Below are 16,099 nucleotides of genomic sequence, written 5' to 3'. Positions count from 1 at the left end.
CTATTCTTTATTCGATAAATCTACGAATTAAGCCGTAATTTTGGTTCGTGAAAACAAATTATAAAAAGCGCGACGATTCCAAAGTAAGAGCCAAAAAACACCTTGGCCAACACTTCCTGAAAGACCTGAACATTGCCCGGCAGATTGTGGATGGCATGTCCGGACACCACGGTTATGACACGGTTCTCGAGATCGGTCCGGGCATGGGCGTGCTAACTCAGTTTCTAATTGAAAAGAAGGAATTCGAAACATTCGTAATTGAAATCGACACCGAATCGGTGGCTTATTTACAAAAGCATTACGAATCGCTTACGCCCCGGATCATTGAAGGTGACTTCCTGAAATTCAATCCGGCAGTGCATTTTTCCAAGCCGTTTGCGATCATTGGCAATTTCCCTTACAACATTTCTTCGCAGATATTTTTCCGCGCATTACAGATCCGCGATCAGATTCCAGAAATCGTTTGTATGCTGCAAAAAGAAGTCGCTCAGCGCATTGCTTCGCCTCCGGGAAACAAGGATTATGGCATTTTGAGCGTTTTATTACAAGCTTTTTACGTCATCGATTATCTAGTTTCGGTTCCTCCCGGTGCCTTTGATCCGCCGCCTAAGGTGCAATCTGGCGTGATCCGGTTGCGCAGGAATGCGGTCACAGCATTGGATTGTGATGAGAAATTGTTTTTCAGGGTTGTCAAAACCGCTTTTAATCAAAGGAGAAAAACACTTCGCAATGCATTAAAACCGGTTGGCGAATTTCCCGAACATCCATTGCTGACCAAACGGGCGGAGCAGTTGAGTGTGGCGGAGTTTGTGATTTTAACAAAGCTTGCCCAGGAACTGCAACCGCAGATCTGAAATCCGTCGAATAGAGTATATATAAACGCGCTAAAAGCCATTCTGCTAATTGCCAAAAGCTAGTCCACAATGACTTTTGAATTAACAAAGGAATACGTAGAACACATTCAGGAACTCGTTGAGAAAGAGGACACGCTGTCCATTCGAGCGGCGATGGAAAGTCTGTTTCCGGCAGATATAACGGGTCTTTTGTATGAGCTCGAAACAGCAAGTGCCAAATTCCTGATTACTCAGCTTGACGTGGAGCGTGGCGCCGAAATCCTGGCGGATATGGATCCCAACGAACGCCGCGAATTTCTGAAAGCATTCACTTCGGAAGAAATTTCCCATTTCGTCAATCTTTTTGACTCCGATGATGCCGTCGATTTGCTCAACGAGCAGCCTATCCGTGTGCGTGAGGAAGTGATCGCGTTGCTGGAAGACCGTGAACAAGCGCGTTTTATCCTCGATCTGCTGCATTATGACGAAGATGTTGCGGGTGGTCTGATGCAGAAAGAGTTGGTAAAAGCAAATGTTAACTGGACTGTAAATCAATGCATTGAAGAGCTTCGGAAGCAGGCAGAAGATGTTGGGAAAGTTTACGCAGTTTATGTTGTAGATGATTTTGGCAAACTGCTTGGCTTGCTCTCATTGAAGAAAATCGTGCTCGCGCACAAGAACACGCTGATTGAAAGCTTGTATGATAAAGACGTAATTTTTGTCGAAACTTACCGTCCAGCCGAAGAAGTCGCTGAGTTAATGCAGCGTTATGACCTTGACGCACTGCCTGTTGTAAATGTGCAGGGGAAACTTTTGGGTCGGATCACGATTGATGACGTGATTGACGTAATCACGGAGCAGGCCAGCTCAGACACATTGGCAATGGCTGGTATTACGGGTGATGTTGAGGAAGATGACACGATCTGGCAGCAGACCAAAGCACGCCTTCCATGGCTTTTGGTAGGCATGATGGGTGGAATTTTGGCAGCGAAGTTTATCAGTTTTTTTGAAGGAGATTTGAAAATCATCCCTGCTATGGCCGCATTTATCCCTATTATCGGCTCCACCGGCGGCAATGTGGGCATTCAGACTTCTTCGATTATTTTACAAAGTCTTGCTGATAAAACAGGCTTGGATACAACGGTGGGTCAGCGATTGATCAGAATGTTCGCCGTTGCTTTTATCAATGGATTGATTATCAGCTGCATTGTATTCGGATTCAACCTTCTGATTGGCAACGATATCCAGCTCGCATTGGTGGTTTCAACTGCATTAATGTCAGTTGTGTTTCTTGCCTCGTTTATGGGCACCATTACACCCATTTTATTGGAAAGAATTGGCATAAATCCGGCCGTTGCATCCGGGCCATTTATTACAACTGCCAATGACTTAATTGGTTACGGCGTTTATTTTGGTCTCGCACACATGCTTTTGAACTTGTAAAAGCTAGCATTCGCTGAGACTGATCGGAATGTTGACAGCTAATCCGCCTTCCGAAGTTTCCTTGTAACGCGTATTCATGTCCAAAGCAGTCTGCCACATGGTTCGCACCACATTATCCAACGAAACTTTCGCGTTTTGCGGGTTACTTTGCAACGCCAGCTGACAAGCCGTAATGGCTTTTATGGCGCCCATTGTGTTGCGTTCGATGCATGGAATTTGCACCAAACCGGCCACAGGATCACAAGTAAGGCCCAAATGGTGTTCCATAGCAATCTCCGCAGCCATCAAACATTGCTCAACCGTCCCGCCCGAAACCTGAGCGAGCCCAGCCGCAGCCATAGCAGAAGATACACCGATTTCAGCCTGGCAACCACCCATAGCAGCAGAAAGTGTGGCGCCTTTTTTGAAAATACTTCCGATCTCTCCGGCCGTCAGCAGGAACCGGAAAACGTCTTCTTCTGTGCCTCCGCAAAATGTTAAATGGAATTGTATAACAGCCGGAATAACGCCCGCTGAGCCATTTGTAGGCGCCGTGACCACGCGACTATACGAGGCATTTTCTTCATTTACGGCCAACGCGAAGCAGCTCACCCAATCCAATGTATAACTGAATCCGGCGCCTCCGTTTCGGATCGCTTCCATCCAGTCATCGCAGCCCACGCATGCGGCTCCTTTCAAAAGTCTTTGATTTAATGCCGCTGCACGGCGCTGCACATTCAGCCCACCCGGAAGAATGCCGGAGGTTTGGCAGCCGTGAAAAATGCTTTGCTGCATGACGTGCCAAATATTCATCAAATCTTTCCGGACAGCTGGCTCATCTTTCCATGCTTTTTCGTTTTGCAAAACAATCTCCCAAATGGCTTTGTGTGACATTTGATGCCATTTCAGCAGATCGGAAGCATCGTCAATCGGAAACGGAAGCACAGGTCCGGATGTAACCATGCTATCATTTTGTCCTTCCTGAATCACGAAACCTCCGCCGACTGAATAATAGGTTTCTTCGATGACAACATTGGCGTTGCAGTTTGCCACAAAAGTGAGCCCATTGGGATGGAAAGGAAGGGTTTCTGATTTATGAAAAACGATATTTTCTTTGGGAGCAAATACGACGCGCATCTCGCCGTGGAGCATGATGCTCGCATTGGAATCGATTTCAGCCAGGATTTGATCAATGTTTTCCGTTTGTACGGTAACCGGATCATAGCCGCTCAAACCGAGAATGACAGCGATATCGGTGCCATGCCCTTTGCCTGTTTTAGCCAAAGAACCATACAAATGAATGTTGACCTCAGTAACATTACCAAGCCCACATTTTGCCTGAACAGAACGCAAGAATTGCTGCGCCGCCCGCCAAGGCCCCAGCGTATGAGAACTAGACGGCCCAATCCCAATCTTAAAAATATCAAAAACCGAAATGCGTTCTTGGTTCATTGAGATTAAAATACTGACCTACGCAAGATCATTTTGAAGAGGAACTTGTGAACTTCTTCTTGTTTACAGGAAGTTCGGCTTTCGTTAAAATGGACTTTGCCTGCGCTGTTTTTTCAGGAAACAAGTCTTGATCCTGTAACCTTTCCAAACCAGCATCGTAGTCCGCATTCACACGCATTTTTTCTACTGATCTTGATTTCATAGTCAATTTCATAGCTTAAAGTTATAACAATTTCGAAATGAGGAAGGATTCATAATTTATATTTTTCTGAAACAGCTTCCACTGATCTTGCCGGAATCCGTAGATTTCGAAATGGTTAATCAGGTCGTTGTATTGAACATTAATTACGATCTGGTAAAGCCTTGTTCTGGACGTTGTGCTGCCTGCCAGGAAAATTCGAACGTCAGGATTTCGCTGAAAGAAATGCTGCATAATGGCGATAACCGTTGCCAGAACTTTCTCCATGTCCCCATTGTCCGTAACAACCTTATCGTCTAATTTTTTGAAATCTTCCGAGTAATCGCCGAAGCCCAAATTGTAAACATCGTCTTCAATATGTCTAAACTGAACGATTTTCTTAATCTTGCCGTGTTTTCCATGACTGAAAAATGAAAATGTATTTTTCTTACTAGCGTGTTTGAACACGTAATGGGGATCATTCATAAATATGATAATGTGTGTGGATCTGCAAAATCCGAACAAATTAAGATCTCGTTCGTTCTGCAATGTACAATCCTTCATCCAAGAGCACTAACTTTGTTGCATTCAAAATTTAATGAGTAATAAATGATCGCAGTTATACAGCGTGTAAGCAGCGCTTCTGTTACAATTGAGGGGAAAGTTGAGGGGCAGATTGATAAGGGATTTCTTGTTTTACTGGGCGTTACACATTTGGATAATCAGGAGGATATTGAGTGGCTCGGGAAAAAGATTGTTGGTTTGCGGGTGTTTGGCGATGCGGACGACAAGATGAATCTTGATCTTAAAACGGTTGACGGAGATATTTTATTAATCAGCCAGTTTACGCTGCATGCAAGCACAAAAAAGGGAAACCGACCTTCGTTCATTGAAGCAGCCCGACCAGAAATTGCCATTCCGCTTTATGAAAATATGATCACATTCCTGGAAGCAGAATTAGGCAAACCGATCCAACGCGGAATTTTCGGCGCTGACATGAAAGTTGCCTTGCTGAATGACGGTCCCGTAACCATCATTATCGACTCGAAAAACAGGATATAACATTCAATATAAACTTGCACACGCGCGCAGCGGAACGGCGCATTCATTCAATCATTCAAAACTAAACCCATGACCATCGAAGAAGCACAATCACAAGTTGATAACTGGATCAAAACATATGGCGTTCGTTACTTTTCGGAGCTGACCAACATGGCGATCCTGACAGAAGAAGTGGGTGAATTGGCGCGCATTATGGCCAGGACTTACGGCGATCAATCATTTAAAAAGTCGGATTTGGGAAAAGATCTGGGTGATGAAATGGCGGATGTCATGTGGGTGCTGATCTGTCTTGCTAACCAAACCGGCATTAACCTGACGGAGGCTTTTGAAAAAAATATGGCCAAGAAAACGCAGCGGGATAAGGACCGGCACAAAGAAAATCCGAAGCTGAGTTAACAAAAAAAAGAGCCCGGTTACCCGGGCTCTCTCTTGTATCTATAATGCTTCTGAAATTACATATCAAGCAGTAATCTCATTGGATCTTCAAGCAATTGCTTCACGCGAACGAGGAAGCTAACCGAATCTTTTCCATCAATGGTGCGGTGGTCATAAGAAAGAGCCACATACATAATCGGACGAATAACGATCTGACCATCAACCACAACTGCACGCTCAACAATGTTGTGCATTCCTAAGATAGCAGATTGAGGCGCATTGATAATCGGCGTTGAAAGCATTGATCCGAATGTTCCGCCATTGGTGATCGTGAATGTTCCGCCAGACATTTCGTCCAAGCCCAGTTTCCCGTCACGTGCACGCACTGCCAAACGGACGATTTCCTTTTCTACCGCCGCGAATGACAATGTTTCTGCATTACGGATGACAGGAACAACCAAACCGCGAGGTGTCGAAACTGCCACTGAAATATCAGCATAATCGTTGTAGATCAGCTCATCGCCATCCATGTAAGCATTGATAACCGGGAAGTCTTTCAAGGCAACGGTTACCGCCTTAACGAAGAATGACATAAAGCCTAAACCAACTTCATGCTTTTCTTTAAACTTGTCCTTAAACTTGGCACGCACGTCCATAACAGGCTTCATATCCACTTCGTTGAAAGTGGTAAGCATGGCTGTTTCGTTCTTAACAGCAACCAAACGACGTGCAATCGTTTTACGCAATGACGACATTTTCTCACGACGCTGCCCTCTTGCTCCTGCCGGTGCTGGTGCAGCCTGCGCAGCAGGTTTCGGTGCAGCTGGCTGTGAAGCAGGTGCTGACTCAGCTGGCTTGCTTCCCGCCTTCAACGCATCGTCTTTCATTATTTTTCCACCTGAACCTGATCCGTTAACATCTTTTGGATCAATGCCTCTTTCTGCCAAGATTTTAGCAGCAACCGGTGAAGCGTGTTTTTCACTATATGCTTTGTCACCTGCCGAATCCTGCGCAGCTTGCGCCGGAGCTTGTGGCGTTGCAGGAGCAGATGCTTGCGCACCGCCAGCGCCTGCCTCAATCGTGCAAATGATCGCACCGATCGACAAAGTTTCGCCTTCTTTCCCAACAATTCTTAATGTTCCTGCTGCTTCCGCGGGCAACTCAAATGTTGCCTTATCCGATTCAAGCTCGCAAAGGATTTCGTCCACTTCTACGTGGTCACCGTCTTTTTTGCTCCATGAAGCAATGGTAACTTCCGTAATAGACTCTCCTACTGCAGGAACTTTCATTTCGTATGCTTTTCCTGGGCTTGCTGCCTGCGCCGGTGCAACTGCGCCAGGCTCACCTGCTTTGTCAGCAAGTTTTTCAGCAGCGGGCTCTTCAGCAGCCGAAGCGTCCGGAGCGGCTACAACTGGTGCGCCGGATGTAGGCGTAGGAACGGCAGAAGAAGCAGCTTCCTGTTTCGGAGCAGGCTCTTTCGATGCACCGTTTGCGGCTGAATCAATCGTTGCAATCAGGTCGCCGATGTTCAGCGTGTCGCCTTCCTGCGCTTTGATATGTAAAACACCCTCCGCTTCCGCTGTTAATTCAAACGTCGCTTTATCTGAATCAAGCCCACAAATGACCTCATCCATTTTCACAAAATCGCCATCATTTTTGAACCAGTTTCCTATTGTAACCTCTGTAATGGACTCGCCAACGGGCGGTACTTTTATCTCAATTTCAGCCATTTTATGTGCAATCTTGTTATCGAACTAAGTGTCTAATTTATAGGAATATCATTCAAAAGCTCTGTTAATAATCTCCGCCTGCTCTTTCGCGTGGATTTTCGAGAATCCGGTTGAAGGTGAAGCACTTGACTCGCGGGCAATTACCTGCAATGGTTTCACGCCTTTGTACATTCTCAACATGAATGTCCAGCCGCCCATATTGAATGGCTCTTCTTGCACCCAGTAAATTTTTGCATCTGCATATTGTGCCAAAAGTGCATCAATCTGGTTTTGCGGGAACGGGTGCATTTGTTCAAGACGAATGATCGCAACGTCATCACGCTTATCTGCCTGTTGTCTTTCGTAAAGCTCATAATAAAGCTTTCCTGTGCACAACAATACTTTTTTAACTTTCTTAGGATCCGCGTAAGTGTCTCCGATTGTTTCCTGGAACGAGCCATTCACCAGACTTTCGATCGGCGAAACGCACAATGGATGTCTAAGCATTGATTTCGGAGACATCACCACCAACGGCTTGCGGAACGGGAACTTCAATTGTCTGCGAAGCAAGTGGAAGAAGTTGGCAGGCGTCGTTACGTTTGCAACGATCAGGTTATAATTAGCAGAAAGCTGCAAATAACGCTCCGGACGTGCATTAGAGTGCTCCGGCCCTTGTCCTTCGTAGCCGTGAGGCAGCAACATTACCAACCCTGTCCAGCGGTCCCATTTGGTTTCACTCGATGTTACAAATTGGTCAATGATTACTTGTGTTCCGTTTGCAAAGTCACCAAACTGAGCTTCCCAAATTACAAGTGCATTAGGGTTCGCCATGGAATAGCCAAACTCAAAACCCAAAACGCCGTATTCTGAAAGCAGCGAGTTATAGATCATGAACGGCCCCTGACCTTCCTGAATGTGCTGTAAACTGTTATAAGGTGCGTTTGTTTCCACATCCCTAAGCACCGCATGACGGTGTGAGAATGTTCCACGCTGCACATCCTGGCCGCTTAATCTTACAATGTTCCCTTCCGTCAGGATCGAACCGTAAGCAAGCAATTCGGCTGTTGCCCAGTTAACTTCTTTTTTATCAAAGATCATTTGCTCACGATCTTTGAGCAACTTATCAATCTGTTTCAGACGACTGAAATTCTCAGGCGTGCTCACCAAAGCCTTTCCGACTTTTTCCAAAACTTCCAGAGGAACACCTGTTTCAGGCGATTTTTCAAAATCCTCGGGTTTAGATTTGCGAAGCGTATGCCACTCTTGTTCAAGTTTTGGCAATGTATAAGGCAATGCTTTTTGCTTCACCATATCCAGACGCTCCTGCAAAAGCTGCTTGAACTCTTTGTCCATGTTAGCCGCAAGCTGCGCGTCCACATCACCCCTATCCGCAAGTGTTTTTTGATAAATTTCTCTTGGATTCTGGTGATTTTCAATCGATTTGTATAAAACCGGCTGCGTAAATTTCGGTTCGTCTGCCTCATTGTGACCATGACGGCGGTAACAAACCATATCAATGAAAATGTCTTTATTGAACTTCTGGCGATATTCAACAGCCAGTCGCATACAGAATACAACTGCCTCAGGATCATCACCATTCACGTGCAATACAGGCGCATCAACGATCTTGGCAATGTCGGTGCAATAAATACTTGACCTCGCGTCGATAAAGTCTGTTGTAAAACCAACCTGGTTATTGATCACAAAGTGAATGGTTCCGCCTGTGTAATAGCCATTTAGTGCAGACATTTGCGTTACTTCATACACAATTCCCTGACCTGCAACGGCTGCATCACCATGGATCAAAACCGGCAAAACACGGTCGTAATCGCTGTCATACATGCCATCGGCACGAGCGCGGATGTAACCTTCAACAACTGGGTTAACAGCTTCAAGGTGAGATGGGTTAGGTGCTAATTTCAAATGCACTTTCTCGCCATTCTTTGTAGTGATCTGGCTTGCAAAACCCATGTGGTATTTCACGTCACCATCGCCCCAAACCTGGTCTGGCAAATTCCCTTCGAACTCGTTAAATATCTGTCCGTAAGTCTTTTGCATCACGTTAGCAAGCACGTTAAGACGACCTCTGTGTGCCATCCCGATCATTACTTCCACAACGCCCATTTCTGCGGCCTTGTTAATCATTGCGTCCAATGCAGGAATGGTGGTTTCGCCACCTTCCAGAGAAAAACGCTTTTGACCTAAATATTTTGTGTGAAGGAAATTTTCAAAAACAACTGCCTCGTTGAGTTTCGAAAGAATATGCTTTTTCTCATCTATCGAGAAACTCATCGTCAATGCTTCCTTCTCGATTTTCTTACGCAACCAGCTTTTTTGCTCGCGGTCGCGGATGTATAAATATTCGAAACCGATGTTTCTTGTATAAATCGTTTTAAGCGAATCGACGATCTCGCGCAATGAAGCGGGTCTCCCAAAAACCTCAACACCTGCTTCAAAAACCGAATCCAGGTCTTCTTCTCCAAGGTTAAAATCAGCGATATCTAATTGAGGCTGACGGTCTTTACGCTTCTGGATCGGGTTGGTTGTAGCCAGTAAGTGGCCTCTCGACCGGAAACCGCGGATCAGATGGACCACTTCCATTTCCTTGCGGATTCGGGACGGGTCAACCTTCGCTGTTGCAGCTGTTTCTTTACCATTTACAGCGCCATTTGCATGTCCATTGCCGTTAACCGGATACTTCTGTGAGAAGTCGAAACCTTCGAAAAATTTTTGCCAGCCTTCATCTACTGAAGCTGGATTCTGCTTATAGGAATTGTACAATTCCTCTATGTAAGCGCCGTCGGAATTTGCTATATATGTGTATTTATCCATCACAAAAGTGAGTATTTCATTTACCGCACAAAGGTACGAGACTTATTAAAACATTACGAATAAATTCTCCTTTTAACTTGGCTCAAAACGTTTTTCTGACGCATCTGCCGCATTAGTATTTCTGAAAACCATTAGGGCTTGGCACAAATTTGAGCATCAGCTCATGAATGCCTTTTGGCCCTGAATATGAAGCGTAAATCTGCTCCGCTTGTCTTGAACTGTAAAAATATCCCAGCCTGATGTTCTTTCCCGCCTGCACTTCCGCAGACAACTGGAGATAATCCACTTTTTGAGAAAACGACTGATCACTTCCGCCTGCCCGATAAGAAGCCCCAATGCCTACTTTTTCATCGAACCAAAACCTCGTTCCGAAATCGACACGCAACGCATGGTTCTTCTCTTGCACGAATAGAATGTGCGGCAAGAGCATGACATCATCACTCAAATCGTAGCTTCCGCCCGCCATGATATATAATGGACGACGATAAACGCTGCTTATTGCCTGATTGCCGAAATTCTGCGCCAGAAGTTCCGGCTTGGACAGCCCAAAATACAGACGATCAGAACGCAGCCAGGCCCCGAGACCGAAGCTTCCGAGCACTGTATTATTTCTTGGAGAGTTGAAATCGACGACGGGCAACACATTAATTCCGCCCTGAGCACCAAGTCCTAATTTCCATTGATCCGAAATGCCCAGATGAAATGCGAAAGATCCGGAAAAGCCGGTTGTTGTGAAGTAACTGGTCTGGTCATTTAGTGCCATAAAACCTATTCCAAACTTCCCGTTGGCAACGGTTCCGTCGGCGGTGAATGTCTGGCTGGAAGGCGAATTCTGGATATTAAACCATTTGCGGCGGAACATTGCCGTCATATTGAAGGTCTCTCTGACACCCGTGAAGCCGGGGTTGATCGTCATCGGACTTTGAATGTATTGCTCGTAAAGGACTTCTCTTTGGGCGAGAAGTTGTTGAAATCCGCCTCCTAATAGAACCAGAGCCAGCACTGTAAATTTGATCCGTAAATGATGTGTGTTCATGAAAATGATATTGACTGTCTTTAACTAAACTAAAAATGGCAAGAGATGTTATCCCTTGCCATTCATTAAGACCGAAAATTTGAATTATATACTGAGTTTCTAATTAAAAATCGTAGCCCAATGTCACGTATGGAACGGCTTTGTTTGTATATCCATTATCGACGCCCCATGCATAATCAAACTTCGCATAAAACCCGAACAATGTTGTTCTCGCGCCAACTCCATAACCCATTAAGTAAGGGTTTTTGAAATTCGTGACTGTTGCGCGGAACGGATCTTCTTCTGTTCCAATGATTTGCGTATTCAAACTGTTGTTTTCGCTAAACGGCCCTTTACCCGTCCAGGCAGTTCCTATGTCGCCAAAACCAACGATCTGGAAGTTGCGCAGGAAGCTGGAAGTGATTGCGCCACGATACAAGTATTTTACCAATGGAATCCTTAGCTCAGCATTCAAAAGCATATAACTTGTCCCGGACAAACGGTTCAATTTAAAGCCGCGAAGGTTGGTTGCAAAGTCAGCGAAGAAAATGTCCCGGTTGTCGCGTTGGAAATCCAGCGGGTTATCGCCGGTGCGGGTTTCTTTTTTGTTACCCAACCAGTTTTCCATACCGCCCAAAATGTTCTGCTTAGGCGCTTTTCCACCAGAGTGACTTGCCGCAGCACGAACCGCCAGAATCAGGTCGCGGTGAATTTTTTGGTAATGTCGAAAATCGAGGCTTACACGGTTGAAACTTTCGTTGCCATTCGTAAGACCTTGTTGTAAATCATAACGGATCTTGAAACGCGTTCCTTCCATCATATTCATGCCGTTCACGCGCGTGTTATCAAACACATATTCACTTCTCAAACCACCGTAACTCGATGCCAGATCGGGATTTGGCAATGAATAAACATCAATCAAGCGCGTAGAGCTGTACATCGGCGACAATGAGAAGCGGCTTGTGGTCGAGAACGGATAAGAAGCTGTAAACATGACTTGATTGAAGCGATATTTTTGTGGCGCTCCTTCCGAATCAACGTAAAGGCTTTTTCTGTCAATCCGCATTCCAAAATCAATGCGATATGTGTTGTTATTGTATTCTGCAAAAAGATCGCTGTTCCGGAAATTCGAAGAAATGAAAAGACCCGCTTTGATCACGTGGTTTTCCAAAAGATCATTCATCGAAATTGACTGCGCATAACCGAATCCACGGATCGGATCAATGCGCCAATCAGAATTCGCGTCATTAGTGATAAAGAGCCCTTTATAATTGTAAGGGCCTTTGATTGCAATGTTTTCACACGTGGCTTTCGTTCTTGTCAACGCGCTGGATGCAGCCGGGAAAGTGCCTCTCCTTTGTTTTGATTCAAATGTTTTCAAAACATCTTCGTCAAACTCGTAATTGTCTGTATCGACCTCGCCTCCTTTCAAAACAATTCTCGGCGTGCCCGCAGGTTTTGCCGCCGCAGCTGTATCCGCTTTCACTGCATTAGGCGTTGCTCCGGGCGCTCCTGCTGTTGCCCCTGTTGCGGGTGCAATGCTGTTTAATGCCGGCGTGTTTACGGTTGCATTAATGTCAAAACCGTTTTTAAATGCAGCCGTGTAATAGCCATCATTCAAATAAGTGTAAGCCAATCCACCACCAGATTTGGTCGTCAAATCTGCATTGCGAATGTTTTGAATGTAGTTTGTAAGCTGAGAAGTCGAATTGCTGGCGCGGTTGAATTTGAAAAGATTGCTTACGCCCTTGGCATTGGATAGATAGATAATGTCATTTTCGTCTGCATAAATCGGCGCGATTTTGTTCTTGCCATCGCCCTGAACAATTTTCACCAGATTCTCCGATTTCGGCGTTCCGTCATGCTCGAAAATGGTGAAAGCACCCGAAATCGATTTGTAATTGCCTTTGTCACCCGTCCCTAATGAATCAAGTGGCCTATTGGAAGCAAACACAACACGTCGCGACGAGCCCTGAACAAATCTTGGCGAAAGGTCGTCGTAAAGATCGCTTGTTAATGGCAATGCAGAAGCCCGTGCAACGCTAATGAGATAAAGGTCATTTTGTCCACCCTTATCTGCGCTCACGGCGAGCATGGTTCCGTCATGAGAAACATCCATATCCACGATCTGGTCCAAACCGCGAATGTTGCGTTTCAGCTTAACCTTGACCTTTTTCGTTCCAAGATTTTCATACATGTAGAAATTCTTGCGATCATTTTCCGTCGCCAGGATGGAAAGCACATTGTTTCTTGACCAGCCTAAAAGTGGCGGTTGCGTTTTCACTCTTCCGCCAATGAAATCCAATTTGCCCTGGCGAACGATTTTCTTACTTCCCGTCTCACTATCAAACAAATAAACCCTGTAACGCCCGTTTTTGATCTCGCTGACAGCAGTGAACTTCTTGCCAGGCGACACTTTGATTACTGCACTTGCGTCCGAAACGCTGAATTCATTTAACTTATATTTCCACGTTGGATTGGGATCTGTGTAAAACTGCTCGGCGTTTTTGGTCTGGTTCAAATAATAAGCTCTCCAATCCCGCAGGAAGCGGTTGTAAGATTGAATGCCGAGCGTGCTTGTTATACTGGTTTGCTCGGTGCGAATGATGCGGGTAAGGTTGAGAATGTCTGAAATTTTGTCCTTTCCGTAGCGCTCTGCAATGTAATTCCAGATGGAGTGTCCGATTAATGTTGCGTCATTCCCTGTCATTAAGGTTGGCTTGCGCACATTGCGATTTTTGAAAAAATCGCGCATATAATCATTCAATTCCGGCGACCAGCCTTCTGCGATATAAGCCGCCGTTCCCGACATGAACCATTCCGGAAGCATCAGCAGCAATGAACTTTGCAGCGCTTCCTTCATATTTCCGCCGTAAAGCATGTCGTAAACAAAAAGCAAGCTGATGTCTTTTACGAGCTTTTGACGAAAGGTGATCTGGTTTCCGGTGTAGGCAACTTCCACGCGTGACTGGGAAAGATCCAGTTTTTGCTCATTGAGGTTATCCAGCGTGGAAAGCCCCATGTTGCTTTGCTCTAATTCGGCAGGTGAATTGTAAAGGAAGATTTTTACACGGCTGTAAGGCGTCCAACCCAGGATATCGGTTATTTTATCAAACTCACTTTCAGCATATTGCGCAGTCAGCTTAGCGAGTGCAGTTCCGCCTTGATAATGATAAATCTCGAAATTGGTTGTTTTAAATATCTTCCACTTGAAGGTTTTATACTGGACCCTGTTTTTTCCGAATGTTTCCTGAGAGGGATAACGCTGCGCAACTGCTTCGGTAAATAATCCTAAAACCGCTAAAAGACCGACCGAAAAGGTTAACTTGTATATAGATTTTATGCTCATAGTGCTAAGGCTGACTTCAACGGAAATATAACGAAAAATACCGCTGAATATTAACTAACGGATTCAATTCTTTGCCGTTTTCCAAATGTTGGGCCAGCTCGTTCGCAAAAAATGGTGCCAGCGTTACGCCTTTCGTTCCTAATCCATTGAAAATAGCAACATTATGATGCTCCGGATGCACGCCGATCAGTGGCCTGCGGTCCTTTACAGACGGCCTGATCCCAGCAACTTCTGACTTGATCCGATAAGGAATTTTGAGCAATGCATCGAGCTTTTCCTGCAATTCAGCGGTCGCTTCATTAGTCGGTTTCCAGTCCAGCGGATCCCAGGAATAGGTCGCTCCCACCCGGGCAACATTGCCTTTCGTCGGAAACATAAAAATGCCCTGGTTAACGATATAATCCTGCAAAGGCGCGTCCATCTCAATGTCCAGGATCTGACCTTTTACCGGCGCAAATGGAAGCCAGTTGAAGAAGTCATTTTCCAGCGCCATAAATCCCTGGCACAGCACCAGTTTTTCAAAAGTCCTTCCCTTCCATTCGATTGAATCTGCTGAAACGGACAATGCATTGAAATCGAATTTCTCGTCAACAAGCAAATCGTTTTCGAGAAAGTAATCCTTACTTAGTTTTAGCAAAATAGGCAGATCAATCCATCCGGATTTGATGACTTCCATGCCGCCAAAATCTGCATTTATATAATTAGTTAAATCCGCCGGATCACCATTTTGCTTTACATAAGAAGCGATCTTCGGATCAGCCGTTTGAGCGAGATAAGTGTTTTGTTCGGCAATGGATCTGAATGGTCTGTAAATATGCGTTTGATGCACAAACTTTTCACCCAAAATTGCTTCCAGATAAGCGTAAAAGCCTTTGGCGTAAGGAAAAAGATCATCGGCAAGCCACGTTTTCACCAGCTTTTTTCCGGTTAGCGGGTTAAAGATCCCAGCCGCCACTTTTGAAGAAGAAGGCAATGATGAGTCTGAAACAATGAGGATTTTTTTGTCAAGATCAAGTAAATGCATTGCCAGCGAAGTCCCTGCAATGCCCTGTCCGACAATCAGATAGTCGAAATCCTTCTCCATATCAGGACTTACTTGATTTCCGGCGAAGCGATAATCCGATCTGCTCATCGGCAAGCCGCACGACCAACTCCACTTGCTCGTCGAGCGTCATCAGCGAGTTGTCAATGTAAATCGCGTCTTCTGCTTGCCTTAATGGGCTTTCTGCACGTGTTGTGTCAATAAAATCGCGCATTTTGAGGTTTTCAGCAATTTCGGCAAGGCCTATAATTTCTCCTTTTTCCATCAATTCCTGCTGTCTCCGTTGTGCGCGGATCAGCGGATCGGCCGTCATAAAAATTTTCAGTTCGGCTTGCGGAAACACGACCGTTCCAATGTCCCGGCCATCCATAACAATGCCCTTCGTTTTGCCCATTCGCTGTTGCTGTGCGACCAATGCATGCCTTACCGCCGCAATTGCGCTCACGTCGCTCACTTTTTCAGAAACATACATTTTACGGATCTCATCTTCAACATTAGTCCCGTTAAGATAGGTGTCATTGCGCCCGAATTCGGCCTGGCGACGGAAGGAAATATGAATGTTATTTAGCGCTGTTTCGGTTTCCTTAGGATTAGTAAGGGTCACATGATTTTGTATAAAATATAGAGTAACAGCGCGATACATCGCACCCGTATCGATATATGGATAGTTGAGCTGCTTTGCAACCAATTTCGCAGTTGTGCTTTTGCCACAGCTGGAATAACCATCAATTGCAACGATTATTTTAGGCATAAGGATAAGTCTAGTCTTTGCAAAAATAGAAGAAAGAATGGGCTGGAAGGTGTTTTCCGGCAACTATTTCCTTCGCTTG

13 protein-coding genes are annotated in these 16,099 nt (G+C 45.3%); 4 read left to right on the top strand and 9 right to left on the bottom strand.

Going from position 1 to position 16,099, the window contains the following annotated elements; translation table 11 throughout:
- The first annotated feature begins 47 nt into the window (after positions 1-47).
- On the top strand, positions 48-854 hold the full coding sequence (gene rsmA, locus AC0IYG_RS24170) for a 16S rRNA (adenine(1518)-N(6)/adenine(1519)-N(6))-dimethyltransferase RsmA (protein ID WP_471713639.1): 807 nt from the start codon (positions 48-50) through the stop codon (positions 852-854).
- Positions 855-923: 69 nt separating this feature from the next.
- On the top strand, positions 924-2,276 hold the full coding sequence (gene mgtE / locus AC0IYG_RS24165) for a magnesium transporter (RefSeq protein ID WP_471713638.1): 1,353 nt from the start codon (positions 924-926) through the stop codon (positions 2,274-2,276).
- A 3-nt stretch (positions 2,277-2,279) separates the two neighbouring features.
- On the opposite strand, the gene AC0IYG_RS24160 is transcribed toward mgtE, so the two are convergent.
- The 3 genes from AC0IYG_RS24160 to AC0IYG_RS24150 are packed head-to-tail and all read right to left on the bottom strand — an operon-like array spanning position 2,280 to position 4,371.
- A complete protein-coding gene (locus tag AC0IYG_RS24160; RefSeq protein ID WP_471713637.1) occupies positions 2,280-3,707 on the bottom strand; it encodes an L-serine ammonia-lyase in 1,428 nt (475 codons plus the stop codon).
- A 28-nt stretch (positions 3,708-3,735) separates the two neighbouring features.
- Positions 3,736-3,909 carry a hypothetical protein gene (locus tag AC0IYG_RS24155; protein ID WP_471713636.1) on the bottom strand — a complete coding sequence of 58 codons (174 nt, stop codon included), beginning with the start codon at positions 3,907-3,909 and terminating at the stop codon, positions 3,736-3,738.
- A 21-nt stretch (positions 3,910-3,930) separates the two neighbouring features.
- Positions 3,931-4,371, bottom strand: a complete 441-nt coding sequence (locus AC0IYG_RS24150; RefSeq protein WP_471713635.1) for a DUF6934 family protein — start codon at positions 4,369-4,371, stop codon at positions 3,931-3,933.
- Between the two features lie 123 nt (positions 4,372-4,494).
- Here AC0IYG_RS24150 and dtd point away from each other — a divergent pair, with 123 nt between their 5' ends.
- Both dtd and AC0IYG_RS24140 read left to right on the top strand, forming a co-directional pair.
- Positions 4,495-4,947 carry a D-aminoacyl-tRNA deacylase gene (gene dtd / locus AC0IYG_RS24145; RefSeq protein ID WP_471713634.1) on the top strand — a complete coding sequence of 151 codons (453 nt, stop codon included), beginning with the start codon at positions 4,495-4,497 and terminating at the stop codon, positions 4,945-4,947.
- Between the two features lie 69 nt (positions 4,948-5,016).
- The gene (locus AC0IYG_RS24140; RefSeq protein ID WP_471713633.1) at positions 5,017-5,343 is read left to right on the top strand and encodes a nucleotide pyrophosphohydrolase; all 327 of its coding nucleotides are present in this window, start codon (positions 5,017-5,019) and stop codon (positions 5,341-5,343) included.
- A 56-nt stretch (positions 5,344-5,399) separates the two neighbouring features.
- Here AC0IYG_RS24140 and odhB read toward each other — a convergent pair whose 3' ends face one another.
- The 6 genes from odhB to cmk form a co-directional block, all read right to left on the bottom strand.
- Positions 5,400-7,052, bottom strand: a complete 1,653-nt coding sequence (gene odhB / locus AC0IYG_RS24135) for a 2-oxoglutarate dehydrogenase complex dihydrolipoyllysine-residue succinyltransferase (protein ID WP_471713632.1) — start codon at positions 7,050-7,052, stop codon at positions 5,400-5,402.
- 48 nt (positions 7,053-7,100) lie between these two features.
- Positions 7,101-9,863 carry a 2-oxoglutarate dehydrogenase E1 component gene (locus tag AC0IYG_RS24130; RefSeq protein WP_471713631.1) on the bottom strand — a complete coding sequence of 921 codons (2,763 nt, stop codon included), beginning with the start codon at positions 9,861-9,863 and terminating at the stop codon, positions 7,101-7,103.
- A gap of 112 nt (positions 9,864-9,975) precedes the next feature.
- Entirely contained in the window at positions 9,976-10,899 is a 924-nt protein-coding gene (locus tag AC0IYG_RS24125) for a PorP/SprF family type IX secretion system membrane protein (RefSeq protein WP_471713630.1), read from the bottom strand.
- A gap of 103 nt (positions 10,900-11,002) precedes the next feature.
- Entirely contained in the window at positions 11,003-14,227 is a 3,225-nt protein-coding gene (locus AC0IYG_RS24120; protein WP_471713629.1) for a hypothetical protein, read from the bottom strand.
- Between the two features lie 16 nt (positions 14,228-14,243).
- The gene (locus tag AC0IYG_RS24115; RefSeq protein ID WP_471713628.1) at positions 14,244-15,359 is read right to left on the bottom strand and encodes an NAD(P)/FAD-dependent oxidoreductase; all 1,116 of its coding nucleotides are present in this window, start codon (positions 15,357-15,359) and stop codon (positions 14,244-14,246) included.
- Complete coding sequence (gene cmk / locus AC0IYG_RS24110; RefSeq protein WP_471713627.1) at positions 15,313-16,020, bottom strand: (d)CMP kinase; 708 nt, start codon at positions 16,018-16,020, stop codon at positions 15,313-15,315. Before cmk ends, AC0IYG_RS24115 begins: the two co-directional genes overlap by 47 nt.
- Between the last annotated feature and the right edge of the window lie 79 nt (positions 16,021-16,099).

Source organism: Dyadobacter sp. AC419, from assembly GCF_979253085.1.
The sequence above is the reverse complement of the archived record's forward strand: the minus strand, read 5'-3'. Positions and strand labels throughout refer to the sequence as shown.

Bases quoted from the DNA above. Each gene is read 5' to 3' on its own strand.
- AC0IYG_RS24140 (WP_471713633.1), top strand. From the start codon at position 5,017: ATGACCATCGAAGAAGCACAATCACAAGTTGATAACTGGATCAAAACA.
- AC0IYG_RS24150 (WP_471713635.1), bottom strand. From the start codon at position 4,371: ATGAATGATCCCCATTACGTGTTCAAACACGCTAGTAAGAAAAATACA.
- AC0IYG_RS24115 (WP_471713628.1), bottom strand. From the start codon at position 15,359: ATGAGCAGATCGGATTATCGCTTCGCCGGAAATCAAGTAAGTCCTGAT.
- dtd (WP_471713634.1), top strand. From the start codon at position 4,495: ATGATCGCAGTTATACAGCGTGTAAGCAGCGCTTCTGTTACAATTGAG.
- AC0IYG_RS24160 (WP_471713637.1), bottom strand. From the start codon at position 3,707: ATGAACCAAGAACGCATTTCGGTTTTTGATATTTTTAAGATTGGGATT.
- AC0IYG_RS24130 (WP_471713631.1), bottom strand. From the start codon at position 9,863: ATGGATAAATACACATATATAGCAAATTCCGACGGCGCTTACATAGAG.
- cmk (WP_471713627.1), bottom strand. From the start codon at position 16,020: ATGCCTAAAATAATCGTTGCAATTGATGGTTATTCCAGCTGTGGCAAA.
- AC0IYG_RS24120 (WP_471713629.1), bottom strand. From the start codon at position 14,227: ATGAGCATAAAATCTATATACAAGTTAACCTTTTCGGTCGGTCTTTTA.
- AC0IYG_RS24125 (WP_471713630.1), bottom strand. From the start codon at position 10,899: ATGAACACACATCATTTACGGATCAAATTTACAGTGCTGGCTCTGGTT.
- mgtE (WP_471713638.1), top strand. From the start codon at position 924: ATGACTTTTGAATTAACAAAGGAATACGTAGAACACATTCAGGAACTC.
- AC0IYG_RS24155 (WP_471713636.1), bottom strand. From the start codon at position 3,909: ATGAAATCAAGATCAGTAGAAAAAATGCGTGTGAATGCGGACTACGAT.
- odhB (WP_471713632.1), bottom strand. From the start codon at position 7,052: ATGGCTGAAATTGAGATAAAAGTACCGCCCGTTGGCGAGTCCATTACA.